This window comes from Rugamonas sp. DEMB1, assembly GCF_029834475.1.
Taxonomy (GTDB): domain Bacteria; phylum Pseudomonadota; class Gammaproteobacteria; order Burkholderiales; family Burkholderiaceae_D; genus Rugamonas; species Rugamonas rubra.
This window is the reverse complement of the sequence record NZ_CP122407.1, coordinates 526,264-550,847: the sequence shown is the minus strand read 5'-3', so window position 1 is coordinate 550,847 and position 24,584 is coordinate 526,264. Positions and strand designations below refer to the sequence as shown.

At 64.8% G+C, this 24,584-nt stretch carries 19 protein-coding genes and 4 pseudogenes; 7 read left to right on the top strand and 16 right to left on the bottom strand.

The genetic code is table 11. From position 1 onward, the window contains the following. Positions 1 to 2: 2 nt before the first annotated feature. The 4 genes from kdpC to QC826_RS02510 form a co-directional block, all read right to left on the bottom strand. Positions 3 to 587, bottom strand: a complete 585-nt coding sequence (kdpC, locus tag QC826_RS02525; RefSeq protein WP_279764263.1) for a potassium-transporting ATPase subunit KdpC — start codon at positions 585 to 587, stop codon at positions 3 to 5. Between the two features lie 13 nt (positions 588 to 600). Beyond that, positions 601 to 2,685: a potassium-transporting ATPase subunit KdpB gene (gene kdpB, locus QC826_RS02520; RefSeq protein WP_279764262.1), complete on the bottom strand. Its 2,085-nt coding sequence runs from the start codon at positions 2,683 to 2,685 to the stop codon at positions 601 to 603. A 92-nt stretch (positions 2,686 to 2,777) separates the two neighbouring features. Then, positions 2,778 to 4,583 (bottom strand): potassium-transporting ATPase subunit KdpA, encoded by a 1,806-nt coding sequence (gene kdpA, locus QC826_RS02515; protein ID WP_279764261.1) that lies wholly within the window; start codon positions 4,581 to 4,583, stop codon positions 2,778 to 2,780. After that, positions 4,583 to 4,672 carry a potassium-transporting ATPase subunit F gene (locus QC826_RS02510; protein ID WP_279764260.1) on the bottom strand — a complete coding sequence of 30 codons (90 nt, stop codon included), beginning with the start codon at positions 4,670 to 4,672 and terminating at the stop codon, positions 4,583 to 4,585. Before QC826_RS02510 ends, kdpA begins: the two co-directional genes overlap by 1 nt. Positions 4,673 to 5,085: 413 nt before the next feature. On the opposite strand from QC826_RS02510, the gene QC826_RS02505 reads away from it, so the two are divergent. Continuing rightward, on the top strand, positions 5,086 to 5,649 hold the full coding sequence (locus QC826_RS02505; RefSeq protein ID WP_279764259.1) for a hypothetical protein: 564 nt from the start codon (positions 5,086 to 5,088) through the stop codon (positions 5,647 to 5,649). Positions 5,650 to 5,708: 59 nt separating this feature from the next. Here QC826_RS02505 and QC826_RS02500 read toward each other — a convergent pair. After that, a protein-coding gene (locus QC826_RS02500; RefSeq protein ID WP_279764258.1) for an IS3 family transposase occupies positions 5,709 to 7,270 on the bottom strand; the annotation gives its coding sequence in 2 pieces (ribosomal slippage) (positions 5,709 to 6,814 and positions 6,814 to 7,270; 1,563 coding nt in all). 487 nt (positions 7,271 to 7,757) lie between these two features. Next, positions 7,758 to 8,669, bottom strand: a complete 912-nt coding sequence (locus QC826_RS02495) for a DNA adenine methylase (protein WP_279764257.1) — start codon at positions 8,667 to 8,669, stop codon at positions 7,758 to 7,760. Positions 8,670 to 8,710: 41 nt separating this feature from the next. On the opposite strand from QC826_RS02495, the gene QC826_RS02490 reads away from it, so the two are divergent. Next, positions 8,711 to 9,583 carry a hypothetical protein gene (locus tag QC826_RS02490; protein WP_279764256.1) on the top strand — a complete coding sequence of 291 codons (873 nt, stop codon included), beginning with the start codon at positions 8,711 to 8,713 and terminating at the stop codon, positions 9,581 to 9,583. Between the two features lie 99 nt (positions 9,584 to 9,682). Here the strand turns inward: QC826_RS02490 and QC826_RS02485 are convergent, their stop codons facing one another. Next, positions 9,683 to 10,417: a TorF family putative porin gene (locus QC826_RS02485; RefSeq protein WP_279764255.1), complete on the bottom strand. Its 735-nt coding sequence runs from the start codon at positions 10,415 to 10,417 to the stop codon at positions 9,683 to 9,685. An 87-nt stretch (positions 10,418 to 10,504) separates the two neighbouring features. Here QC826_RS02485 and QC826_RS31515 point away from each other — a divergent pair, with 87 nt between their 5' ends. Beyond that, a complete protein-coding gene (locus QC826_RS31515; RefSeq protein ID WP_409567852.1) occupies positions 10,505 to 10,666 on the top strand; it encodes a PagK family vesicle-borne virulence factor in 162 nt (53 codons plus the stop codon). A 107-nt stretch (positions 10,667 to 10,773) separates the two neighbouring features. Here the strand turns inward: QC826_RS31515 and QC826_RS31510 are convergent. Next, a pseudogene (locus tag QC826_RS31510) lies at positions 10,774 to 11,142 on the bottom strand (AAA family ATPase); the annotation flags it as partial. Further along, positions 11,139 to 11,489, bottom strand: a complete 351-nt coding sequence (locus QC826_RS02475) for a hypothetical protein (protein WP_279764253.1) — start codon at positions 11,487 to 11,489, stop codon at positions 11,139 to 11,141. The pseudogene QC826_RS31510 and the gene QC826_RS02475, both read right to left, overlap by 4 nt. A gap of 348 nt (positions 11,490 to 11,837) precedes the next feature. Between QC826_RS02475 and QC826_RS02470 the strand changes: the two are divergent. Both QC826_RS02470 and parC read left to right on the top strand, forming a co-directional pair. Continuing rightward, positions 11,838 to 13,835 (top strand): annotated as a pseudogene (locus tag QC826_RS02470) (DNA topoisomerase IV subunit B). A 41-nt stretch (positions 13,836 to 13,876) separates the two neighbouring features. Continuing rightward, positions 13,877 to 16,227 (top strand): annotated as a pseudogene (parC, locus tag QC826_RS02465) (DNA topoisomerase IV subunit A). A 203-nt stretch (positions 16,228 to 16,430) separates the two neighbouring features. On the opposite strand, the gene QC826_RS02460 reads toward parC, so the two are convergent. The 3 genes and pseudogenes from QC826_RS02460 to QC826_RS02455 all read right to left on the bottom strand — a co-directional run. Then, complete coding sequence (locus tag QC826_RS02460) at positions 16,431 to 16,913, bottom strand: hypothetical protein (protein WP_279764251.1); 483 nt, start codon at positions 16,911 to 16,913, stop codon at positions 16,431 to 16,433. 223 nt (positions 16,914 to 17,136) lie between these two features. Beyond that, on the bottom strand, positions 17,137 to 17,319 hold the full coding sequence (locus QC826_RS31160) for a M64 family metallopeptidase (RefSeq protein WP_313872866.1): 183 nt from the start codon (positions 17,317 to 17,319) through the stop codon (positions 17,137 to 17,139). A gap of 79 nt (positions 17,320 to 17,398) precedes the next feature. Beyond that, positions 17,399 to 18,580, bottom strand: a pseudogene (locus QC826_RS02455) (M64 family metallopeptidase); the annotation flags it as partial. Between the two features lie 154 nt (positions 18,581 to 18,734). Here QC826_RS02455 and QC826_RS02450 point away from each other — a divergent pair. Beyond that, on the top strand, positions 18,735 to 19,193 hold the full coding sequence (locus tag QC826_RS02450) for an IS1096 element passenger TnpR family protein (RefSeq protein ID WP_279764250.1): 459 nt from the start codon (positions 18,735 to 18,737) through the stop codon (positions 19,191 to 19,193). 11 nt (positions 19,194 to 19,204) lie between these two features. Here the strand turns inward: QC826_RS02450 and QC826_RS02445 are convergent, their stop codons facing one another. From QC826_RS02445 to QC826_RS02435, 3 genes are all read right to left on the bottom strand, one after another. Further along, the gene (locus QC826_RS02445; protein ID WP_279763670.1) at positions 19,205 to 20,215 is read right to left on the bottom strand and encodes an IS110 family transposase; all 1,011 of its coding nucleotides are present in this window, start codon (positions 20,213 to 20,215) and stop codon (positions 19,205 to 19,207) included. Positions 20,216 to 20,550: 335 nt separating this feature from the next. After that, positions 20,551 to 21,225: a hypothetical protein gene (locus tag QC826_RS02440; protein WP_279764249.1), complete on the bottom strand. Its 675-nt coding sequence runs from the start codon at positions 21,223 to 21,225 to the stop codon at positions 20,551 to 20,553. A 7-nt stretch (positions 21,226 to 21,232) separates the two neighbouring features. Next, positions 21,233 to 22,186, bottom strand: a complete 954-nt coding sequence (locus QC826_RS02435) for a LysR family transcriptional regulator (RefSeq protein WP_279764248.1) — start codon at positions 22,184 to 22,186, stop codon at positions 21,233 to 21,235. A gap of 214 nt (positions 22,187 to 22,400) precedes the next feature. Between QC826_RS02435 and QC826_RS02430 the strand changes: the two genes are divergently transcribed. Then, positions 22,401 to 23,168, top strand: coding sequence for a sulfite exporter TauE/SafE family protein (locus tag QC826_RS02430; protein WP_279764247.1), 768 nt, complete (start codon positions 22,401 to 22,403; stop codon positions 23,166 to 23,168). Positions 23,169 to 23,270: 102 nt separating this feature from the next. Here the strand turns inward: QC826_RS02430 and QC826_RS02425 are convergent, their stop codons facing one another. Continuing rightward, positions 23,271 to 24,530, bottom strand: coding sequence for a cyanophycinase (locus QC826_RS02425; protein WP_279764246.1), 1,260 nt, complete (start codon positions 24,528 to 24,530; stop codon positions 23,271 to 23,273). Positions 24,531 to 24,584: the final 54 nt, after the last annotated feature.

Here is a 24,584-nt window from a genome sequence, read left to right as displayed (position 1 = left end):
GATTAGCGCGTGCGGCCGGTTTCGGCGTCCAGCGCCAGATTCAGCGCCAGCACGTTGACGCGCGGCTCGCCGAAGAAGCCGAGCACCTGGCCGCTGCGCTTGGCCTCGATCAGGCCGCGCACCTTGGCCGGGTCGAGCTTGCGGGCGGCGGCGACGCGCCCCGCCTGGTACTGCGCGGCGGCGACGCTGATGTCCGGGTCCAAGCCGCTGCCCGAGGCCGTCACCAGGTCGACCGGGATCGGCGCCGTGTTGGACGGATCGGCGGCGCGCAGCGCCTCGACGCGGCCCTTGACGGCGTCGGTCAGTGCCGGGTTGGACGGACCGAGGTTCGAGCCGCTCGAGCCGCCGCCGTTGTTGGGCATCGGCCCGGTGGCCGACGGACGGCCCCAGAAGTAGTGCGGCGACGTGAACGACTGGCCGATCAGCGAGGAGCCGACCGGCTTGCCGCCGACCTCGACGATGCTGCCGCCGGCCTGGTCGGGGAAGGCGACGGCGCCGATGCCGGTCACGGCGAAGGGATAGATGACGCCGCAGATCAGGGTCAATGCGCCGAACAGGACGACGGCGGGACGGATGGTGGAAGACATGGTGGCTCCTGGTTTAAATGAGGTTCAGCGCCGACAACAGCATGTCGATCAGCTTGATGCCGACGAAGGGCAGGATCAAACCGCCGACGCCGTAGATCCAGATATTGCGGCGCAGCAGCGCGGCGGCGCCGATGGCGCGGTACTGCACGCCCTTCAAGGCCAGCGGGATCAGGAACATGATGATCAGCGCGTTGAAGATCACCGCCGACATGATCGCCGAGTTCGGACTCGACAAATGCATCACGTCGAGCGCCTTCAGGCTCGGATAGGTGCCGACAAACGCCGCCGGGATGATGGCGAAGTACTTGGCGATGTCGTTCGAGATCGAGAAGGTGGTCAGCGAACCGCGCGTCATCAGCATCTGCTTGCCGATCTCGACGATCTCGAGCAGCTTGGTCGGGTTCGAATCCAAATCGACCATGTTGCCGGCCTCCTTGGCGGCCTGGGTGCCCGAGTTCATCGCCACGGCGACGTCGGCCTGGGCCAGCGCCGGCGCGTCGTTGGTGCCGTCGCCGGTCATCGCCACCAGACGGCCTTCGGCCTGGTAGCTGCGGATCAGCTTGAGCTTGTCCTCCGGCGTGGCCTCGGCCAGGAAGTCGTCGACGCCGGCCTCGGCGGCGATGGCGGCGGCGGTCAGCTTGTTGTCGCCGGTGATCATCACGGTCTTGATGCCCATGCGGCGCAGCTCGGCGAAGCGCTCCTTGATGCCGCCCTTGACGATGTCCTTCAGCTCGACCACGCCCATGATGCGGCCGTCGTCGACCACCACCAGCGGCGTGCTGCCGCGGCGCGACACGTCGTCGACGGCGCGCGCCACCTCGGCCGGATACGGCTGGCCCAGCGCCTCGACATACTTCTTGACCGAGTCGGCCGCGCCCTTGCGGACGTGGCGTTCGCCGATGTCGACGCCGCTCATGCGGGTGTTGGCCGAGAACGGCACGAACACCGCGTTCAGGCTGGCCATCTCGCGTTCGCGGATGTTGAAGCGCTGCTTGGCCAGCACCACGATGCTGCGGCCTTCCGGCGTTTCGTCGGCCAGCGAGGCCAGCTGGGCCACGTCGGCCAGCTGCTGTTCGGTCACGCCGGGGGCGGCGACGAAGGACGAGGCCTGGCGGTTGCCCAGCGTGATGGTGCCGGTTTTATCCAGCAGCAGCACGTCGACGTCGCCGGCCGCCTCGACGGCGCGGCCGGAGGTGGCGATCACGTTGGCCTGCATCATGCGGCTCATGCCGGCCACGCCGATGGCCGACAACAGGCCGCCGATGGTGGTCGGGATCAGGCAGACCAGCAGCGCGATCAACACGGTGATGGAGATCGGCATGCCGGCCTTGGCCGCCTCGACCGAGAACAGCGAGAACGGCAGCAGGGTCACGGTGACGATCAGGAAGACGATGGTCAGCGCCACCAACAGGATGGTCAGGGCGATCTCGTTCGGCGTCTTCTGGCGCTTGGCGCCTTCGACCATCGAGATCATGCGGTCGAGGAAGGTCTCGCCCGGGTTGGCGGTGACCTTCACCACCAGCCAGTCCGACAGCACGCGGGTGCCGCCGGTGACGGAGGAGAAGTCGCCGCCGGACTCGCGGATCACCGGCGCCGATTCGCCGGTGATGGCGCTCTCGTCGACCGAGGCGACGCCTTCGATGACCTCGCCGTCGATGGGGATCACGTCGCCGGCCTCGACTAGGATGAAGTGGCCCTTGCGCAGGTCGGTGGCGGTGGCCGGCAGCCAGGTGGTGCCGTGGCGCGGGCTGGCCAGCTTCTTGGCCATCACGCTCTGCTTCAGGCTGCGCAGCGAGGCCGCCTGGGCCTTGCTGCGGCCCTCGGCCAGCGCCTCGGCGAAGTTGGCGAACAACACGGTGAACCACAACCAGACGCTGGTGGCGAGGATGAAGCCGGGGTTGGCCTCGCCCTGGCCGAACAGCGCCTGGAAGTACAGCAGCGTGGTGATGATGCTGCCGACATAGACGACGAACATCACCGGGCTGCGCAGCTGGGTGCGCGGGCTGAGTTTCTTGAACGATTCAATGATCGCCGGGACCAGCAGCACCGAGTCGAACAGCTTGAGCGACTTGGCGGGCGGGTTGGTAAAAATCGTCATCTCTTTCTGAGATGGTTGGGCGTTTGGCATCTTGTGCTCCTGGGTTTATCGGCGGCGGAGGCGCCTTGCGCGCTCCGCCCCGTCAAAGGGTTTTACTTGGCGAACAGCTGGAGGTGTTCGACCACCGGACCGAGCGCGACGGCCGGCACATAATTCAGCACGCCGACCAGCACGACCACGCCGATCAGCAGGCCGACGAACATGCCGCCGTGGGTCGGCAGGGTGCCGGAGTTAGCTTCCAGACGCTTCTTGCCGGCCAGCGAACCGGCGATGGCCAGCACCGGCACGATCACGCCGAAGCGGCCGAACCACATGGCGATGGCCAGCATGGTGTTGTAGAACGGCGTGTTGGCGGACAGGCCGGCGAAGGCGCTGCCGTTGTTGTTGGCGGCCGAGGTGAAGGCGTACAGCACCTCGGAGAAGCCGTGCGCGCCGGGGTTGAGGATGCCGGCCTTGCCGACGTCGGTCATCACGGCGATGGCGGTGCCGGCCAACACCAGGGTCGGCGTGACCAGGATGGCGATCGAGGTCATCTTCATTTCATAGGCCTGGATCTTCTTGCCCAGGTATTCCGGGGTGCGGCCGATCATCAGGCCGGCGATGAACACCGTCATGATGGCGAAGATCAGCATGCCGTACAAGCCGGTGCCGACGCCGCCGAAGACCACTTCGCCCAGCTGCATCAGCAGCATCGGCACGGCGCCGCCCAGCGGCGTGTAGGAGTCGTGCATGGAGTTGACCGCGCCGCAGGAGGCCGAGGTGGTCACCGCCGCGAACAGGCCGGAGGCGCTGATGCCGAAGCGGGTCTCCTTGCCCTCCATGTTGCCGCCCGATTGCAGCGCCGTCGCGCTCTGGTCGACGCCCATCGCCTGCAGCGCCGGCAGCGACTGCTGTTCGGTGATGAACAGCGCCGAGGTGGCCACGACGAACAGGAAGGTCATCGCCGCCAGCACCGCCCAGCCCTGGCGCCGGTCGCCGACCATGCGGCCGAAGGCGAAGCACAGGCCGGCCGGGATGATGAAGATGGCCAGCATCTGGATGAAATTGGTGGCCGCCGTCGGGTTCTCGTAAGGGTGGGCCGAGTTGGCGTTGAAGAAGCCGCCGCCGTTGGTGCCCAGCATCTTGATCGCTTCCTGCGAGGCGACCGGGCCCATCGGCAGGGTCTGGGTGGTGGCGGTCAGCGTTTCGGTGACGACCTGGCCGGCGGCGTCCTTCAGCGGCTGGCCGTCGGCGCCGACCTTCGGCTGGGTGTAGCTGACCGGTTCGATCAGGCTCACTTCTTTATAGGCGGAGAAGTTCTGGATCACGCCCTGGCCCATCAGGAACACCGACATGATCAGCGACAGCGGCAGCAGCACGTACAGGGTGGAGCGGGTGACGTCGACCCAGAAGTTACCGATCGACTTGGCCGAGCGCGACGAGAAGCCACGGATCAGCGCATAGGCGACGGCGATGCCGGTGGCGCCGGAGAAGAAGTTCTGCCCGGCCAGCACCAGCATCTGCGTCAGATAGCTCATGGTCTGTTCGCCGCCGTAGCCCTGCCAGTTGGTGTTGGCGACGAAGCTGACGGCGGTGTTGAACGAGGAGTCGGGGCTGACGTTGGCCATGCCCTGCGGGTTGAGCGGCAGCCAGGTCTGCAGGCGCTGCACGGCGTAGACGGCCAGCGTGCCGACGGCGTTGAACAGCAGCAGCGCGACGGCGTAGGATTTCCAGCCCATGCCCTGCTCGGGCGAGACGCCGGCCAGGCGGTAAAGCAGCTTTTCCAGCCTGGCGATCCAGCCCATGCCGGGCACGGCCGAGCCGTCGCCGACGCGGCTCAGCAGGATGCCGAGCGGGTAGGACAGCGCCAGCAGCACCACCAGGAATGCCGCCAGCAGCATAAACGATTGCATAGTCATTACAGATCCTCCGCTTTCAGCAAGGCCAGCACCAGATACACCAGCAAGCCGGCCGAGGCCAGCGCTCCAATCAGATAGAAGGTGTTCATTCCTGATCCCCCAGCTTGGCGCAGCCAATGGCGAAAGCCCAGCAGATTGCCGTAAAGACGACGATTGCACCGATAAACACGATGTCCATTTTTTCCACCCTCACAGGTCTTGTTTTGATACGGAGAAGCTTAGCCAAGAGGGTCTAAAAGTTTTGTAAAGACTTGGAGAGGGGGTGTAAACAAGGTGTAAAAATTGACGAAATGGCAGGCGGCCTGGCCAGTGCTGCCAAGGTCTCCGCCTTGATCAGGTTTACGCCTTGTTTACGTCCCGGGACCGAGTATTTAGAATTTTTTTACAACGGAAGGGCTACTCTTTTCACATCCTCACAGCTGAAAGACTGTATGTACCGTTCGCGTTTCCCCCATCGCCGCACGGCGCCGCATCGCCTCCGTTCGTTCAAGGCGGAGGCCATATGATCGTCGCGCTCACCGGCATGACGGACAATCCGGCCGCCTCCGACCTGGCCCAACAACTGGCCCTGCTACGCGCCTCGGCCGGCAGCAAGGTGCTGCTGCTGACGCAGCAGCACGGCCCGGCGCAGGTCGACCTGCGTCAACCGTATGACGACGTGGTGATCGATACTGCCGGCAACTGCGACAGCGAGGCTGTGTTGGCCGCCGCCGGCGTGATCGTCGTGCTGATCCAGCCCGACGAGCTGGAGATGCACGACCACGGCGCGCTGCTGCTGCGGGTCCGGCATGCGCAGGAGGCCAATCCGCAGGCCCAGGTGCTGGTGGCGGTCGGCCACGCGGCGCAGGCGCTGACGCCGCACGAGGTCGGCTGCGTGCTAGTGTTCGTCGCGCAGATCGCCTCGGCGCGGCTGGTCGACACTCTGGTGCTGGGCGCCGGCGGTGCCTACGGCACCCGCCACAGCGCGCTGGAGATGGATGATTTCAAGTGGGAGAACGCCTTATGCGCGACCGAGGTGCGCCACCTGTACCGGCAGGTGTTCCAGCCGGCGTTCCAAGCGCATTGAAATCACCTGGCTTGGCGGGGCCGGTGGCTGTCAAGCTAGTTGTCGCCTGAGTTGGTCCATCATGCTGCTTTCTTGAGTGTCTTGCCGTCTTCCTTTCGATTGCCATTGCCGGCCACTTGATCCGGATTGAGGTGGACAACCGCGACCGGCTCCCAGTTGCGCGTGTCGCCGCTCCAGCGGCCCGGATGCCTGGCCTTCGCCGCGCGATACACCTCGTCCCGTTTGGTCAGCAACAGCGCGTCCTGGCCGGCGTGGCGCTGTGCCGGCGTGACGAACCGAATCGCGCTGTGCCGGTGTTCATGGTTGTACCAATTGACGAATCCGCCGACCCACTGGCGTGCCGCCAGCAGGCTGTCGAAGGGGCGGCGGGGGTATGCTGGCCGGTACTTCAACGTTCTGAACAACGATTCCGAATAGGGGTTGTCGTTGCTCACGGCCGGCCGGCTGAACGACGGCATCACGCCCAGGGCCTGCAGGGTGGCCAGCATGGTCGCCCCCTTCATCGGGCTGCCGTTGTCGGAGTGGAGCACGACCTGGTCCGGGACGATGCGCTCGCGCTCGCAAATATCGCGCACCACCTCGCCGGCCAGTTCGCTGCTCTCCGCGTCGTAGATCTGCCAGCCGACGATTTTCCGGCTGTAAATATCCATGAACAAATAGAGGTAGAAATAGATGCCCTTCACCGGCGTGGGCAGGTAGGTGATATCCCAACTGTACAACTGCCCCGGCGCCGTCGCCATCAACGCGCGCGGCTTGTGGCGGGCCTGCGCGGGGCGTTCGGCGCCACGGTGGGCCAACTGCTTTTCCGCCTTCAGCACCCGGTAGAACGTCGACTCCGACGCCAGGTAGCGCCCCTGGTCCACCAACCGCGGCACGATCTGGCTGGGTGGCAGGTGGGCGAACTCGGCGCAGTTGGCGACGGCGAGCAACTGGCGCCGCTCGAGCGCGCTGAGCCGGTTCGCCGGCGCCTGCACGCGTGCCGGCCGTTGGTCGCCGCGCAGGGCGTCGCGCTGCCAGCGTTGCAGCGTGCGCTCGCTGAAGGAGATGGCGGCGCAGGCCCGGTCCTGGCGCGCGCCGGCACCGATCGCCTCGGCGACCAGCGCCATCACTTCGATGCGCTCCGGCAGCGTGGTCATTTGACCTCGTCCTCCCAAAGCGCCCGGAACTTTTTTTGCAGGATCAGTAGCGCTGCCGCCTCCGCCAGCGCCTTGTCCTTGCGCAGCAGCTCGCGTTGCAGCCGGTCGTTGTCGTCCTTGAGCGAACGCAGCGCCTTGGAATCGGCCTGGCCGGCTCTTTTGTCACCGCAGAAGGCCGCTTGCCACTCGGTCAAATGATGGGGGAATATGCCGCGCTCGCGGCACCAGACGCTCGACGCCTCGCCGTCCATGCCGTGCGTCTCGTGCAATGCGACGAGCTGCTCCTGGGCGCTCCAGTCCTGCGGGCGCTTCTCTTTCGCTGCCGGCGTGTCCGATTTCTTCACTGCTTTCCTTGCCATCCAATTTTTAAGCGTGTGGTAATTGACGTTGATCTCGTCCGCGACTGCCTGCACGCTCCTGTCGCCACGGGAGAATACCTTGACCAACGCCTGCTCGACAAACGCCGGTGAATTTCTTGCTGCCATCGTACACCTCTATCTTTGGGTAAAATCTAGAGGCGACAACTAGTCTGACACCGGGGGGGGCAGAGTCTGCACAGCCCCGCCCTTGGTGCCGCGATGTCCGTGCGCACGATGTCGGGTACTGGCGTAGCTTTTGAGCGAGGGGGCTCGAAAACGTATGGAGCCCATAACCAAAATTGCTGATAAAAGCGTCGGTGGAACCATTCGCTGAATCTTGTGTCTTAACCACATGAGGTCATCAATGGAAAAAACGGGTCCACATAGTGAGCACGTTCGGCTTTGCCTTCAAGTCATTCTGCAGTCGCACCTTCACCAATTTGACGTTGGGTTCACAGAACAAAAGATACAGGCCCTTTGCTCTACGCTAGACATGCAGAACATACCAAAAACGCACGAAAAACGCCTTGCGGCCTTGCAGATACTGGCCGCGAAGCTTCTCCCTCAATTCAATTAACGTGTTCAGCCCCCAGAAATAACAGGAGGGCATGCGTCAATAAGTCAACAAAAGCCTGTCGGCTACGTGATGATCTTCGGCTGTTTGGTCCTTCAGCTGATAGCGCTTTAACATTGAGGAACCTAGGTGCACCATTACTTCACGTTCAAACAGCCCTTCAGGGATGGGGAGGTCCACGGTGTGGTCCCCACTCTTCTTAGTACCGTCCAGACTCACTGCAACGTAGACGCCGCGCGCCTTAAGATCCGCGACCACTTTGAACAGCCGCTCGACACTAAACGACTGCGCGCCGTAAATTATTCCTTGGCTATCGACATATGGGCTGTCGAAATATGCCAAGTCACCAGGCATGGCAAGCTTCATTGTCTCTTCGAAATCGGCGTGTAAGAAGCGGGCACCACGCGTGCGCGCAGCCCAGATTAGTGCACGCTCAGCAAAATTTTCGACTGGCATAGGCCGGTGTGGGCCGCATGGTGTACTCATGTGTCCATCTGACTTTCGGAACCGCACCACGCCGCCGTAGCAGACGCGGCTTAAGAAGAGCAGATCGGCGCCATTTGGCCCCGCGTTATAGTCGGCCAGCACCTTTGCATAGGCATCTTTCTTCCCCATGACGTCAATCAATGCATGTCGCTGCGCGTACCAATCAATCAAGCCAGTAGTGTCGTCGTGTAGCTTCTGCCAAATCTGAACCAACGGGCCGAACACGTCGCCGGCTATCGCCACTCTAGGTCCCAACGTCGCCAACACAGCGCCACTACCGATAAACGGCTCGAAGTACGTGCCATATGTATCCGGGAAGTAGCTGCAAATCTCCGCCGCGAACTTCTGTTTATTGCCGATCCACTTCAGCAGTTGTCCTTTTAGCTTTGGTAGGCTTGGCTGTTGCCCATCTGCACAAGCAATATCAAACAGGGTAGACTGCGTTTCGTAAAGCGATTTCGACATATGGGAGACACGTTTTGAGAGCAGACTGGAGATTCATCGGCTTGGATAAGGGTTTCTGGGCGCACGTCCGCAGCATTTCGGAGGCACAAAAATACACTGACCGCCGAACTGGTGGGATCAAGAGCTTGGATGCAGTCGCAATTGTAGCAGCGTTCAAAAAACTGAGACTGTCTAGTGATCATCTAGTCCATCTGGGACAACTAACGCAGCTAGGATACAAACTGTGCGAGTACTTTCATTACCGCGCGGACGTGCTCGACAACTTTGTTCGGCCTCGTTTGATGGATGCCAAACAAGCAGAGACTGTTTACAATGAATTGAAAGTGCAGCTTCAGCCCCAGCTTACCGCCACGATGAATAAGCAGTCTGGCGAAATGAAGAAAGTGGCTTACCTGACAGGCATTGTCAACATGATTGTCGAGAGCATTGTCGGTGTCGACGGTTTCAATTCGAACCCAGGCCAGTTGACCACCTTCACTCACAACGCAATGCCACTCAGGGCCCTTTCACGTCGGGTGGACGGAGCCCTCCCAGGGGTCGTGAACCCTGTGGCTATCTGGGAAATCAAGGAATACTATTACACAACTACCTTCGGCAGTCGCGTAGCTGACGGCGTTTACGAGACTCTGCTTGATGGTATGGAACTTGAGGAGATGAGAGAGCACGAGAATAGACACGTCGAACACATGCTCGCGCTTGATGCCCACTTCACATGGTGGGTACAAGGACGCAGTTACCTCTGCCGCATCATCGACATGCTTCACATGGGCTATGTCAACGAGGTATTGTTCGGCTATGAGGTAGTAGAGCGACTTCCAAGCCTCGTCCAGGAATGGGTCACACTATTGCAAGCGAAAACTGATTACGAACCGCAAATTCGCGGAGACGATGAGGCTGCGAAGATGCTGCCGTAGCATCGGTGCGCGCGATTTGATACCTTCAAATTCGAAGCGGGAGCAAGGGCATCGCCTCTGCTCCCGTTTTGCTGTGTAGCCGCCGTCGGCGCCGTCGGCTTAGAAGGTTTTGCTGATGCTCAGGACCAGCGCGGTCTTGCCGAGGAACTTGCCGTTGACCGGCGAGCTGTAGGCTTCTTCGCGGGCGTTGGTGCCGACCACGGCCAGCGCGCCGCTGACCACGCCGAAGTCCTTGGTGGCGCCGACCTTCCAGTCGGTGTAGTTGGCCACGTCGCTGCCCTTGACCTTCTGGTGGCCGGCGTGCAGGTTGATGGTGAAACCCTTGCCGGCGTCGATGTTGGCGCCCAGGTCGACGTAGCCGCTGTTTTTGCTGTCGGCGTAGCCGAACAGGTTGGTCAGCGAGTGCGAGTACTTCAGGTAGGCCGGGCCGTAGCCGACCTGGCCGTAGACCTCGGTGGTGTTGGCGTTGGTGGCCAGGCCGTTCGACGGGTACACATAGCTCAGCACGCCGACGTCGTAGGACACCTCGCTGCTGATCTGGCCGCGCTTGCCGGCGTACAGGTCGACTTCGATCTGGCCGCTGCCGCCGGCGTCCTTGGTCCACTTGATGTTCGACGCCCACGCGCCCACGTACAGGCCGGTCGGGTTGTTGACGTAGTCGACGCCGCCCTGCACGGCCGGCTTGACGCGGGTCTGCGAGATGCCGCGGAAGCGGTAGTCCGACACGACGCTGGCGTTGAAGCTGACTTCATTGTCCGGCTTGATGTCCTCGGCATGGGCGTAGCTGCCGGCGAATGCTGCCATCACAGCTGTGGCGAGTATCAATTTCTTCATGATGCGGTCTTTCTTTTGGTGGGTGAAAAAACATGGCCGCCGGCGCGAACCGGCGGCCTGGAAAACGGTGCGACATAAAACTAGGGGATGAACACTTCCTTGTACAGCGCGCTCATCTCGGCGGCGGCGCGCACGTGGCAGTCGGCGGCGTCGCAGACGCAGCGGCCGCGGCCGCAAGCCTGGTGCGCCGTCTGGTGGGCGTGGATCACGGTGCTGGCCAGGCTGGCCGACATGACGCGGGCGACGTAGGCGCGGATCGCCGCCGTCTCCTCCTCGTTCGGGTCGTGTTCGCCGCCGACGGTGACGAACAGCACGCGCAGGCCGGGGTTGAACATGCGCGCCGAATTGAGCCGGGCGATCAGCTTGTACTGGCTGGCCAGGTCGACCTGGTCGGCCGACACCGGCACCACCACCAGGCGCGCGGCGATCAGCGCGGCGCGGCTCTCGGGCGTGTCGCGGCCCTCGGTGTCGATCAAAATATCGTTGTAGTGCAGGCGCAGCGTCTCCAGCTCGTTGGCCAGGCCACGCCCGCTGATGGCGCGCGCCGCCAGCTTGGGTTGCAGGCCGGCGGCGGCCCGTTCGCCGCTCCAGGTGATCGAGGTCTTCTTCGGGTCGGTGTCGATCAGCATCACCTTGCGGCCGCTGCGCGCGCGCAGCAGCGCCAGGTTGTTGGCGACCACGGTCTTGCCGCTGCCGCCGTTCTGGTTGGCGATGGCGATGATCATTGCAGCCCCTGCCCCGCCAGGCGCCGGCTGCCCGGGGTGGAGAAGCGGCCGAACTCGGCGCCGGGCAGCAGGCGCATCACCGCCTCCATCACCTGGCTCACCAGGGCGCTGCCGAGGCACAACCACACCTTCATGCGGGTGCCGTGCTCGCAGGCCTCGATGCGCATGAACTGCAGGGCGTCGCCGCACAGGCGGGTGACGGTTTGGCGCAGGGCGGTGACGGCGTCCGCGTCGACGGTCAGCTGCATCAGGCACACCGGCTGCGCCGCGGCGGGCGCCTTGGCGGCCTGCTCCTTCAGCCAAAACGAACGGCGCTGCGCCGGCTGCGTGTAGAAGAATGCGTGCATCGTCCACCTCCTGTTTCGATCAATTCGATATGAAGAAGCTTACCGATCCGGCCGTAAAAACAGTCTAAAAAGACGGTGGCGGGGTGTAAACGCGGTGTATAAATCGCGCCACGGACGGCGCCGCCCCGACGCCGGCGGCAGCCATCAAGCGAACACGACTGTACGCACATACAGTACAATTCCCGTCGCGGCCGGCAGCTTGTGGGGAAAACCCCGCAGGTATTTGCAGTTTCGCCATGAATTCCGCCCGTTTCCCGCCAAGGGATTGCCGCCGATCCGCCCTGTTGAGGATAGAATGCGCAGGCGTCCGCATAAACCAAGTATCGCTTTTACCCAGCTTGATCACGTATGGCCACTAAAAAACCAGCATCCGACTACAGCGAATCATCCATCCGCGTCTTTGAAGGCTCGAGCCCGTCAAGCAGCGCCCGGGCATGTATACCCGCACCGAAAATCCGCTGCACATCATCCAGGAAGTGATCGATAACGCCTCCGACGAGGCGCTTGGCGGCCATTGCAAGAACATCGCGGTGACCCAGAACGTCGACGGCTCCATCACCGTGGAGGACGACGGCCGTGGCATCCCGGTCGGCATCCACCCGGAAGAAGGCGTGCCGACCGTGGAGATCGTGTTCACCCGGCTGCACGCCGGCGGCAAGTTCGACAAGGGCTCCGGCGGCGCCTACGCCTTCTCCGGCGGCCTGCACGGCGTCGGCGTGTCGGTCACCAACGCGCTGTCGACGCGCCTGGAGATCACCGTCTGGCGCAAGGAAAACGACGGCAACGGCCTGCACCAGATGGCCTTCTCCGCCGGCGACGTGGTCGAGCCGCTGACCTCGCGCCCCGCCCCGCGCGACGGCAAGAAGTCCGGCACCCGCGTCACCGCCTGGCCCGACCCCAAATACTTCGATTCGCCCGTCATCTCGCAGACCGAGCTGCAGCGCCTGCTGCGCTCGAAGGCGGTGCTGCTGCCCGGCGTGACCGTCACGCTGACCAACGCCAAGACCGGCGACGTGCAGACCTGGCAGTACAACGAGGGCCTGCGCGGCTACCTGACCGAGGCGCTGGCGCAAAGCTCGAGCGGCGAGACGCTGATCCCGCTGTTCGAGGGCGCCGGCTACGCCAGCGCCGAGACCGAGGGCTTCGCCGAGGGCGAGGGCGCGGCCTGGGTGGTGGCCTGGACCGAGGACGGCGGCGTGGTGCGCGAGTCCTACGTCAACCTGATCCCCACCTCCAACGGCGGCACCCACGAGTCCGGCCTGCGCGACGGCCTGTACGGCGCCGTCAAGAGCTTCGTCGAGATGCACTCGCTGCTGCCCAAGGGCGTCAAGCTGCTGCCCGAGGACGTGTTCGCGCGCGTCTCCTTCGTGCTGTCGGCCAAGGTGCTCGATCCGCAGTTCCAGGGCCAGATCAAGGAGCGCCTGAACTCGCGCGACGCGGTGCGCCTGGTGTCGAGCGTGGCCAAGCCGCCGCTCGAGCTGTGGCTGAACCAGCACGTCGAATACGGCAAGAAGCTGGCCGAGCTGGTCATCAAGCAGGCCCAGTCGCGCCTGCGCTCGCTGCAAAAGGTCGAGAAGAAGAAGTCCTCCGGCGTCGCCGTTTTGCCCGGCAAGCTGACCGACTGCGAATCGTCCGACATCCAGCGCAACGAACTGTTCCTGGTCGAGGGCGACTCGGCCGGCGGCTCGGCCAAGATGGGCCGCGACAAGGAGTTCCAGGCCATCCTGCCGCTGCGCGGCAAGGTGTTGAACTCCTGGGAGACCGACCGCGACCGCCTGTTCGCCAACAACGAGATCCACGACATCTCCGTGGCCATCGGCGTCGACCCGCACAGCTTCGCCGACTCGCCCGACCTGTCCGGTCTGCGCTACGGCAAAATCTGCATCCTGTCGGATGCGGACGTCGACGGCTCGCACATCCAGGTGCTGCTGTTGACGCTGTTCTTCAAGCACTTCCCGGCGCTGATCGCGCACGGCCACATCTGCATCGCCCGGCCGCCGCTGTTCCGCGTCGACGCGCCGGCGCGCGGCAAGAAGCCGATCCAGAAGCTGTACGCGCTCGATTCGGGCGAGCTGGTGGCGATCGAGGACAAGCTGCGCAAGGACGGCGTCAAGGACGGCGCCTGGTCGATCTCCCGCTTCGAGAGGTCTGGGCGAGATGAACGCCGAGCAGCTGTGGGAAACCACCATGAACCCCGACACCCGCCGCCTGCTGCCGGTGTCGCTGGGCGAGTTCGCCCACACCGAGTCGGCCGCCCGCTTCAACATGCTGATGGGGAAAGGCGAAGCCGCCGCCCGCCGCGCCTGGATCGAGGAACACGGCAACGAGGCCGAGGCCGACATCTAAGCCACGCCATCGCACACTAGAATCCGCACACCGAATACACCATGACACAAGCAAACCTCTTTGAAGAACAGCTGCCCGACCCGGACGACTCCGGCCTGCCGGGCGGCCCCAACGGCGGCGACGGCGGCGAAACGCTGACCCTGTCGACCTTCGCCGAACGCGCCTACCTCGACTACGCCATCTCGGTGGTCAAGGGCCGCGCCCTGCCCGACGTCTGCGACGGCCAGAAGCCGGTGCAGCGCCGCATCCTGTTCTCGATGAACGAACTGGGCCTGACCGCCACCGCCAAGCCGCGCAAATCGGCGACGGTGGTCGGCGACGTGCTGGGCAAATTGCACCCGCACGGCGACCAGTCGGTCTACGACGCGCTGGTGCGCATGGCGCAGGACTTCTCGCTGCGCTATCCGCTGATCGACGGCCAGGGCAACTTCGGCTCGCGCGACGGCGACGGCGCGGCGGCGATGCGTTACACGGAAGCCCGTTTGACGCCGATCGCCCGCCTGCTGATGGACGAGATCAACCTCGGCACGGTCGACTTCCAGGCCAACTACGACGGCTCCTCCGAGGAGCCATGCCTGCTGCCGGCGCGCCTGCCGATGGTGCTGCTGAACGGCGCCTCCGGCATCGCCGTCGGCCTGGCCACCGAGATCCCCTCGCACAACTTGGTCGAGGTGGCGCAGGCGGCGGTGGCGTTGATCCGCAATCCGAAGATGAGCCACGCCGAATTGATGGCGATGGTGCCCGGCCCGGACTTCCCCGGCGGCGGCCAGATCATCACCCCGCCGGCGCAGATCGCCGACATGTACGCCAACGGCCGCGGCAGCATGAAGGTGCGGGCGCGCTGGAAGATCGAAGAGCTGGCCCGCGGCCAGTGGCAGGCGGTGGTCACCGAACTGCCGCCGGGCACCTCGTCGCAGAAGGTGCTCGAGGAGATCGAGGAGCTGACCAATCCGAAGATCAAGCTGGGCAAGAAGGCGCTGTCGCCGGAGCAAGTGGCGCTGAAATCGCTGATCCTCAACTCGCTCGACACCATCCGCGACGAGTCCGGCCGCGCCGCCCCGGTGCGCCTGGTGTTCGAGCCGAAGTCGAAGAACCAGGACCAGACCGAGTTCATGCTGATGCTGCTGGCGCACACCTCGCTCGAATCGTCCGCCTCGATCAACCTGGTGATGATCGGCGGCGACGGCCGGCCGCGCCAAAAGTGCCGGGCGACATCCTGCAGGAGTGGATCGACTTCCGCTTCGAGACGGTGACCCGGCGCACCCGCTACAAGCTGGGCAAGGTCGACGACCGCATCCATATTCTGGAGGGCCGCGAGACCATCCTGTTGAATATCGACGAGGTGATCCAGATCATCCGCAACTCGGACGAGCCGAAGGCCGCGCTGATGGCGCGCTTCAAGCTGTCCGACCGCCAGGCCGAGGATATTCTTGAGATCCGCCTGCGCCAACTGGCGCGTTTGGAAGCCATCAAGATCCAGCAGGAGCTGGCCGATCTGCGCAAGGAGCGCCAGTCGCTGCAAGACCTGCTGGAGAACCCCGGTTCGATGAAGCGCGCCATCATCCGCGAGATCGAAGCCGACACCAAGACCTTCGGCGACCCGCGCCGCACCCTGATCGAAGAGGCGCAGAAGGCCGTGGCGGAGCAGAAGGTGGTGGACGAACCGGTCACCGTCATCATCTCCGAAAAAGGCTGGATCCGCGCCCGCACCGGCATCGGCCACGACGCCGCCCTGTTCACCTTCAAGGCGGGCGACTCGCTGTACGGCGCCTTCGAGTGCCGCACGGTCGACACCCTGCTCGGCTTCGGCAGCAACGGCAAGGTGTATTCCGTGCCGGTGGCCGCCCTGCCCAACGCGCGCGGCGACGGCGTGCCGATCACCACGCTGGTCGATTTGACCGGCGGCGCGCGCATCCTGCACTTCTACGCCGGCCCGGCCGACACGCAACTGCTGCTGGCCTCCAGCGCGGGCTACGGCTTCATCGCCAAGGCCGGCGACATGGTCAGCCGGCTCAAGGGCGGCAAGTCCTTCATCACGCTCGACGAGGGCGCCGTGCCGCTGCCGCCGACCGTGGTGGAAGACAAGGCCAGCGCCGTCGCCGTGGTCTCCGAGCAGGCCCGCCTGCTGGTGTTCGGCCTCGACGAGATGAAGGTGCTGACCAACGGCGGCCGTGGCGTGATCCTGATGGAGCTGGAGGACAAGGAAAGCCTGGTCGCCGCCCGCGCCATCAGCCAGAAGGGTGTGATCGTCTCCGGCATGGGGCGCGGCGCCAAGCCGCAGGACCTGAGCCTGTCGGCCTCCACGCTGGCGGTCCACATCGGCAAGCGCGCCCGCAAGGGCAAGGCGCTGGCCTCGAAGATCAAGCCGGAGAAGCTGACCGCGATCGTCTGATCGCGCCTGGCCGCAGCGCGGCCAGCATAAAAAAGACCGGCGCGCCAGTGATGGCGTGCCGGTCTTTTTTTTGGGGTCGTCAAGGCGCCGGGGATGCCGGCAAAACCACAGGCGAAGATCTAGGGTCAGACCCTAGGGTCTGACCCTGGGTTGCGCCGTTGGGTTTTGTCGGCGTCCCGGCGCTCCTTGAAGAACCCCGAAGCTTAGTGCTTGGCTGCGGCTTCCTTGACTTCGGCGGCGCCCTTGGCCTTGGTGGCTTCGGTTTTGTTGGCCGCTTCTACCTTGTCGGCGGTGGCGTCGACATGGGCCTTGATCGCTTTGGCATCAGCCTTGACGATCTTCTTGTTGGCCTTCTCGTCGGCCTTGGCGGCGGTGTGCTCGGCCTTGGCCGCTTCCGTCATCTTGTCCTCGGGGTCCGCCTTGACCACCTTGGCGTGGGCCTTGGCCTTGGTTTTTTTGGCGTCGTGGACCGCGTCGGAGGCTTTCTCGTCGGCTTTGGCGACGGCCTTGTTGGACTTCTCGTCGGCCTTGGCGTCGACCTTCATTTCAGAGGCTGCCGCTTTGGCGTTGGCCTTGTTGGCGCTGGCTTCGGCTTTCACCACGGCCGGCGTTTGCGGTGCCGGGGTTTGGGCCATAACGGCGGTGGCAAACAGAGTGCCGATCAGGGTAGCGAGTAATTTGTTCATGGTGTGTCCTTTTAGTTCGATGTGGTATCGGGAGTGATCAATAGCGGGCGGCTTCAATCCACCGCCTCGCGCTGCGCCCCGTGGTAAAGGAACGCCACAGCACAAGGCCAGAATAGGCCCATGCCGGGATACGCTCTGTTCGCTAGCGAACCCACGACCGAAATAAGCAGGGCCGGGAAAATCCCGGCCCCGCCTTGTTCCACACCGCGCCGCGCCGCTGCGCCTACTTCGCCGGTCCGGCGTACAAGTCGATGATGGTGCCGATGCCGTCCTGGCACACCGGGCAGAAGGCGTCGCTGCGGTCGAACATCAGGCACTGCATGGCCGGCCGGTAGTAGCCGGTGGCCTCGTAGTTGGCGCCCTCGAAGGCGCCGACCTTGCGCCGCTCGGGCGCAGGCGAGAACAGCTGCTCGGTGTAGGCCAGGTCCCTTGCGGAACAGCGCGTTCATCTCCGCCTCGGGGCGGTTGGCGGCGCGCAGCGCGGCGCGCTGCTTCTGGTACTCGCGCGAGTGGGTCTCGTACTCCGCCTTGGGCCACGCGGTCGGCAGCGCCGTGCCGGCCTTGACGAACTTGCTCCACTTCAGATGCGCCGGGTCCTGCAGCGCGGTGGCGTTGGGCTCCCACGGCTCGATGCGCGCGCCGCCGGTCTGGTAGGCCACCGGCGAGGTGTAGTACTCGTCGGCCAGGCCGGCGAAGTGGTGGCCGAACTCGTGGACGAACAGGTAGTTGGCCCAGTCGTTGTTGGCCGCCGCCGTGCTGAACTGGCCGAAGATGCCGCCGCCGCCGTAGGTGTCGTTGTTGACCAGGATCTCGATGAACTCATACGGCGCGTACTGCGCCAGCTCGCGCAAGGCGCGGTTGTCGGTGGTGAGCACATAGCGCTCGCTGCCGAAGATGTCGTAGCGGGTGCCCAGCGGCGAGGCGTGGTGCACGCCGGTCGACGGCCGCGACACGCCCGACTCCTGGGTCGGCAGCGCCAGCGCCCACACGTTGAAGTCGCGCGCCCGCTCGCGGAACGGCGACACCTTGAACAGGTGCTCGGCCAGGCGGCGCGCGCTGGCCTCGAACTTGCGCATCTCGGCCTTGGTGTAGCCGTCGCCGACGATCAGCAGGTCGACCTTGTCCGGCGAGGCGCCGCTGACGCGGATGGGAATCGGCTTGGCCGGTGCCGGCCCCTGCTTGCGCACCACGTCGAGCGCGTCGGTGTCGACCAGCGTGCTCCACGCCTCGACGAAGGCGTTCTGCGCGTCGCGCTTGAGGATGCGCACCTTGACCGGGCGGTCCGGCTTGGGGAAGCGCACCGACTCCTGGAAACCGCGATTGCCGCGCTGCGCCTCGTCGGTGCTGCTCCACTCGCCGAAGATGGTGGAGAAGCCGCGCGAGTACAGCAGCTTGCCGCTGGCGGCGTCCGTCACCTCGACCAGGTTCATGCCCCGGTTGCTCTGGTCGATGGTGCGCGCCATGTCGCCCGGCCACGGCAACGGCTCGATGACGACACGGTCGACGGCGTACTGCTCGCTCTTGGCATTACCGCTGTGCAGATAGTCGAGCCGCACGGTGGCCGGCTGGGCGGCCGTGGCCAGCGCCGGCGCCAGCGAGGCGCTCAGCGCCAGCGCGCCGGCCAGCCGGCGCAGGGAAAATAATGGTCGGAACGAAGGGACGGGCATGGCGCTTCCTTGTAGGCGGACGTGGCGGAAAAATGAAACGTATTGTAATCTGCCGCATTGCGTCGGTTCGGACTTTAGCGAACAACAATGACAGGATGAAGTCAAGCATCAATCGTCTGACGCGAGCGGCCGTCGACAACACAACATTTTCCGAGTGGAGAGCAAGAGCAATGAGTACGATTTTCAAATTGACCATCGAGTGCGTCGGCGGCAGGTATCTAAATGCCCCCTATCATTTTGTGATGGAGGCCCGGTCGAATTGGCGCTGGGAGGATTGGCAAGCTACATTCTCGACACGATAGACTTCGAGGGGGGCGATCACCTCGACGAGTTCTACCTCGCCAACAACAATCGAGGTAGGAAGACTTTTCTCACGCCGGACGGCGAATGGAGCGGGGACGACGACACGCATGTGATGGAAATGCCTTTGTCCGCAGTCTTCCCGACGCCCAAGAACAAGAAGCTGTACTACCTTTACGATTTCGGGGCGTCATGGTGCTTCCAGATCAGCAAACAGGGCAAGCAAAAGGACGCGCTGGTCTCCACCGAGTATCCGCGCCTCGTTTCCGAGCATGGCGTCAAGCCGCAGGAGTACGGCGACGACGACATGTAGCAACGGCAGGGTCAGATACCGTCTTGATTTGCAAGCCCTTTCGATAGATAGTTTGCGTCGAAGGGTTTGCCGGTGTGGATGACCCCGTAGATGAGGTGCGTCAGCTTGTGCATGACCGCGCCGATCACGGCCTTCTTCGCCATGCCGGTTGCCAGCAGTCGCTCGGCAAATTGGGCCAGTATCGGGTTGTGTCGGCGCGCGACCAGGCTGGGCATGTAGAGTGCCGCGCGCAGCGCGGTACTGCCCGTTCTGCTGATCATGGTTCGCCCTCGCACCGAGGTTCCCGAACTGCGCTGCTTCGGCGTCACGCCAAGAAACGCCGCGAACGCCTTCGCGCTCTCGAAGCGCCGAATGTCGCCCAGGTGGCCTAGAATCCTCGCCACCGTGGTCGCACCGACACCGGGGATGCTGGCGATGAGGTCGGCGTCGTGCTTGAGGCCGGGGTGGCGGTCGATATGGTCGTCGATCTCGTCCTCCAGCTTCGCGATCTCGGCGCTCAGCCAGGCGATGTGCCCCCTCACATGCTCGGCCACCTCGTCCATTCCCGTGACGGTGTGGGCCTCGAGCCGGTTCTCCTCCTGTTGGCGGATGTCCTTCAGGGCCTGCACGCGCATCGACCAGGCGCGCAACTGGCGCTGCTCGATCGGTGGCGGCGTCCAGGGCGCCGGAGCCATCGCGACGCAGTATCGGGCGATGAGCCCGGCGTCGACCGCGTCGTTTTTGTTGCGGATATTCTCGCTGTACCCGAACCCCTTGATGCACGCCGGATTGACCACGCTGACACGCAAACCGGCCGCGTGCAGGGCCAGCGCCACCGGCTCGTAGTAGACGCCGGTCGCCTCCATGCAAACGTGCAGCTCGGCCATCGGAGCCTTCGACTTGCCCAACCATTCCAACAAAGCCCGATGTCCCGAAGCGGAGTTGTCGACCACCTTCGACTTCGTCTTGCCGTTGACCAGCAACGCCACGTCGAGCTTCTTCTTACTCACATCAATGCCTACAACAGCGTGTACCGTATCCATTTTTGACCTCTCTCGTATGCGGGCTTACGCGCCATGGCGATGGCCCAAGATACCGTTCGGACTTGTAAAATGAAACGGGCGAAGGCACCTATCTGACCCACGTGCTCAATGGCACTCGTGCCGATCAATGTCACTTCGCCCGGCCGCTTCAACGCCATCATTATCCAACGCCGTTGCGGTACGTTCAATATACGAGTGCCGACATTCGGACACGGACTCAACAGAATAACGAAGCGTTTTTTTCAGGCTCCTCACTTGGAAGGGATGGTGCCAGACATACGGTTCAGGTCGTGTCCGAATGTCGGCACTGACCCCGGTTTCTCGCAGTAGCCGTTTTAGCGCGGGCAGCTGGTGACCTTGGTGCGCACGCCGTCCTTGAACGGGTCGCGGCCACCGGTGACGGCGTTCGATTCCTTGTAGGCGCAGTAGGTGCCGCTCGGCGTGTGCACCTTGCTCATGCGGCTGCCGTCGGCCATCAGGACTTCTTCGACCGTTGTGGCCTGCCGCTTGAAGGCGCTGGCGATATTGCTGGCCAGCGCGGTCTGCTCGGCCATCGGCTTGCGGTCGGTCATGTTCAGGCTCTTGGCGCGCAGGTCGCGGTCGATGGCGCCGACGCTCTTCTTGGCGCGCTCGGCCAGGCTGTCCGCGCCCGGCTTGGCGGCCGGCTGCGTCCAGTCCGGCTCGGCGGCGGCCGGCGCGTTGGCCAGGGGCGGCGCCACGGCGGCGGGTGTTGGCAGCGTTATCGGCTGCGGCAGGCGCTGGGCGGGCTCGCGCGCCGGTGACAGGGTGACGGCACGCCGCTCGCGCGCGCTGGCCGAAGTCGGCACCGGCACCGGCGCGGCGACGCGGCGTGGCGCGGGCGGCGCCAGGAAGACGATGTTGGTGCTGCGCGCGGCGAGCATCTGCGCGGTCTGCGTGCGCGGCCGGGTGACGAGGTAGATGGTCAACAAATGCAAGGCCGCGACGACGAGCAGGCCGATACCGCGCGATGACACCACTGGTTTTCTCATCGCGTCCTTAACCTGGCTCGCGCTGCTCGCGCGCCGCCTCGTGCAGCCCGGCGATGGCCTGCGCGTCCTCGCGCACCGCCTCCAGGAACAGCCGCGCGCCCTTGCCCAGCCGGGGCGAGGCGGACACCGCGTGCATGCTCGGGTCCTGCCATTTGGACGAGGCCAGCCGGTAGGCCGGGCAGACCCGCAGCAGCCGGCCGGCCGCCACCTCGGGCTCGGCCAGCCAGCCGGCCAGGCGGGCGATGCCGGCGCCCTCCAGCGCGGCCTGGAAGGTGGCGATGCCGGAGCTGAAGCGGTGGCGCGGCCGTGCCGTGTAGCGCAGCGTGCGCGCGCTGGAGACGAAGTACCAGTCGCGCAGGATGCGCGGCGCGGTGTGCACCACCATGTCGTGCTCCTCCAGCTGCTCGGGCTCCTGCGGCGTGCCGCCGCCCATGCGCGCCAGGTAGGCCGGCGCGGCGTACAAATGGCGGCGGTAGTCCCACAGCCGGTAGCCGATCAACTCGCTGGACTGCGGGAAGGCGCCACGGATCGAAAAGTCGAGCTGGTCCTCGACCGGGTCCAGGCTCTTGTCGGAGAAGCGGATGTCGACCATCACCTCGGGGTACTGGCTGGAGAAGCGCGCCACCGTCTTCGGCAAGAAGCCCAGCGCCAGAATCTCCGGCGCCGAGATGCGCACCCAGCCCTGCGGCGCGGCGCCCAGCTCGGCCAGCTGGTCGAGCGCCTCGGCCTGGGTGGCCAGCAAGCGCTGGGCGAACAGGTGGTAGCACTCGCCGGCCGGGGTCAACGTCAGCTGCTTCTGCGCCCGCAGGATCAGCTCGGTGCCGATCTCCTCCTCCAGGTGCTGCACGGCGCGCGTCATGGCGCTGGGCGAGCAGCCCAGCTGGCGGGCGGCGTGGATGAAGCTGCCCTTGTCGACCACGGTGCAAAAGGCGCGGATTTCCCACATCAGTTTGAGCGACATGCGGCGGCGGCTCCGATCATTGGTAAAAAAGCAAAGTGTCCTACCGATGGACAAGAAACGCAAGGGGCAGATTGCGTTTTCCGCAATGGCCGGTTGCAACCACTCGCTTTCCCGCTACCTATAATCGGCCGCAGCAGTTCTCCGCCGGCGCCGCCGGCCTGCCACTGGACACCACCACCATGACCACATCCCCGTCGACCCGCGCGAGCCGCCCATGCTGACCACCACTGTCGCCCTGCTCTGCCTGTTCGCCTTCTTCGCCGGCCTGATCGACGCGGCCGTCGGCGGCGGCGGCCTGATCCAAATTCCGGCCCTTTTCAACCTGCTGCCGAGCACCGCCTCGGCCGCCCTGCTGGGCACCAACAAGGTGGCCTCGGCCTGCGGCACGGCGTTCGCCGCACGCTCCTATGTCGGCCGGGTCAGCGTGCCCTGGCTGCTGGTGCTGCCGGCCGCCGTGGCCGCCTTCGCCATGGCCTTCCTCGGCGCCGCCGCCGTGTCCTATGTGCCGCAGCAGGTGGCGCGGCCGGTGGTGTTGGTGCTGATCGTGCTGATCGCCATCTACACCTTCATCAAGAAGGACTTCGGCCAGATGCAGACGGCGCGGGTGATCGGCCGCCGCGAGCGTTTGCTGGCGGTGGCCATCGGCGGCGCCATCGGTTTCTACGACGGGCTGTTCGGGCCGGGCGCGGGGAGTTTTTTGATCTTCCTGTTCATCCGCTTCTTCGGCTTCGACTTTATCCTGGCTTCGGCTTGCTCGAAGCTGGTCAACCTGTCGACGAATATCGCGGCGTTGGCGTTCTTCATTCCAGCGGGGAAGGTGTTGTATGCGGTGGCCGCGCCTATGGCGGTGTGCAATGTGCTCGGCGCGCTGACCGGCGCCTGGGTGGCGATGCGGCACGGCGCCGGCTTCGTGCGCGTGCTGTTTTTGCTGTTGTTGGTGATCTTGATCGTTAAGCTGAGCTACGACGTGTTCTTGCACTGAGGTGCGCCGGGGCGAAAGTCGAGGGTCAGTCGAGGGCCAGTCGAGGGTCAGACCCTAGGGTCTGACCCTGGGGTCTGCCCCCGGGGCGGCGCCAACGGCGGCTTATTTGTAGCGGTACAGCGGTTGCTGCAGCTGGATCGGTCGGATGTCCAGGCGCAGCTTGAGCACCGAGTAGGCCTCGGCCTCGGTCGAGCTGTAGCCGACGCTGTTGACGGTTTTGCTGAAGCGGAACTCGAAGCCGAGGTCCGGGTAGGGGTCGCGCGGGTTGCCGAAGGCGATGCCGATGGCCTCCTGCTGGGCGTTGTCGATCAGGTTGCCCATCAGGTCGAGCACGGCGTTGTTGCCCAGGATGTCGTTGGTGAACACCGGCTCGCGCATGTCGGGCTGGTTCGGGTCGAGCTTGTTGTCGGCCTTGTCCTGCGAGGGGTAGAAGGTGCGCGAGACCAGGTTGAACTTGTCGCCCCGGTCCAGGTAGCTGATCGCCGCGTTGCTGATGTTGAAGCCCTTGACGCCACGGTCGGTGATGGCGCGCGACAGGTCGATCAGCAGCGCGCCGCTGTAGCCGATGATCTCGACGTCGCGGTTGGCGCTGACCACCATGGCGCTGTTCTCGTCGATGCCCAGGCCGATCTGGTAGCCCTTCTTGAGCATCACCGGGATCATGCGGGCGAAGCGGCCGCGCACCAGCAGGTGCTGGTCGACGAAGACGTCGCCGCCGATGAAGCCGAGGCCGGGGGCGATCTCGCGGCCGTCGGTGACGCCGAGCTTGAGCATGTCGAGCACCGGCTTGGCGTCGTAGAACATGGTGGTGCTCATGATGGCGGCGCCGGCGCTGGAGCCGGCGATCACGCCGCCGCCACGGTACACCGCCCACACCGCCTCGAGCGCGGCGGTGCGGTTGCCGTCCTCGCGCACCAGCGCCTGGGTGATGCGCGACTGGTCGCCGCCGGCGAAGTAGATGCCGCTGGCCGAGCGGATGTCGGCGACGATGGTCGGGTTCTCGGCCGCCTGGCGGTAGTCGCTGCCGGCCAGCTTGACGCCGATCGGCACGAAGAAGGCGTCGGCGCCGTACTGGGCCAGCTTGGCGATCACGCCCTGCGCCGACTTCTCCGGGTTGATCGAGGCGGCGCCGAACACGGCGATGCGCGCGCCCTTGCCGCCGGACAGCTTGACGATGCGCTGCCAGACCTCGGCGTTGTCGGCGCGCAGGCCGCCGCCGATGATCACCAGCGTGCCCTGCGGCGCCGGCACGGCGGCGCGCGAGGCGGCCGGCGAGGCGTTGGCGGCCTGCGCGCCGACGACGGCAAGGCAGGCCAGGAAGGCGACGCACAGGCGCCGGATCGATGATGCAACTGGTTTCATACTCATTCTCCTACGAACAAAAGTTTCTTACGGCTTGCCGGGGGGCCGGCGTTC

Excerpts from the sequence above, each read along its gene's own strand:
- QC826_RS02510 (WP_279764260.1), bottom strand. The coding sequence starts at position 4,672 with ATGAACACCTTCTATCTGATTGGAGCGCTGGCCTCGGCCGGCTTGCTG.
- QC826_RS02445 (WP_279763670.1), bottom strand. The coding sequence starts at position 20,215 with ATGGATACGGTACACGCTGTTGTAGGCATTGATGTGAGTAAGAAGAAG.
- QC826_RS02485 (WP_279764255.1), bottom strand. The coding sequence starts at position 10,417 with ATGAAGAAATTGATACTCGCCACAGCTGTGATGGCAGCATTCGCCGGC.
- QC826_RS31515 (WP_409567852.1), top strand. The coding sequence starts at position 10,505 with ATGAACACTTCCTTGTACAGCGCGCTCATCTCGGCGGCGGCGCGCACG.
- QC826_RS02495 (WP_279764257.1), bottom strand. The coding sequence starts at position 8,669 with ATGTCGAAATCGCTTTACGAAACGCAGTCTACCCTGTTTGATATTGCT.
- QC826_RS02460 (WP_279764251.1), bottom strand. The coding sequence starts at position 16,913 with ATGAACAAATTACTCGCTACCCTGATCGGCACTCTGTTTGCCACCGCC.
- QC826_RS02440 (WP_279764249.1), bottom strand. The coding sequence starts at position 21,225 with ATGAGAAAACCAGTGGTGTCATCGCGCGGTATCGGCCTGCTCGTCGTC.
- QC826_RS02475 (WP_279764253.1), bottom strand. The coding sequence starts at position 11,489 with ATGCACGCATTCTTCTACACGCAGCCGGCGCAGCGCCGTTCGTTTTGG.
- QC826_RS02505 (WP_279764259.1), top strand. The coding sequence starts at position 5,086 with ATGATCGTCGCGCTCACCGGCATGACGGACAATCCGGCCGCCTCCGAC.
- kdpC (WP_279764263.1), bottom strand. The coding sequence starts at position 587 with ATGTCTTCCACCATCCGTCCCGCCGTCGTCCTGTTCGGCGCATTGACC.
- QC826_RS02430 (WP_279764247.1), top strand. The coding sequence starts at position 22,401 with ATGCTGACCACCACTGTCGCCCTGCTCTGCCTGTTCGCCTTCTTCGCC.
- kdpB (WP_279764262.1), bottom strand. The coding sequence starts at position 2,685 with ATGACGATTTTTACCAACCCGCCCGCCAAGTCGCTCAAGCTGTTCGAC.
- QC826_RS02425 (WP_279764246.1), bottom strand. The coding sequence starts at position 24,530 with ATGAAACCAGTTGCATCATCGATCCGGCGCCTGTGCGTCGCCTTCCTG.
- QC826_RS02435 (WP_279764248.1), bottom strand. The coding sequence starts at position 22,186 with ATGTCGCTCAAACTGATGTGGGAAATCCGCGCCTTTTGCACCGTGGTC.
- kdpA (WP_279764261.1), bottom strand. The coding sequence starts at position 4,583 with ATGACTATGCAATCGTTTATGCTGCTGGCGGCATTCCTGGTGGTGCTG.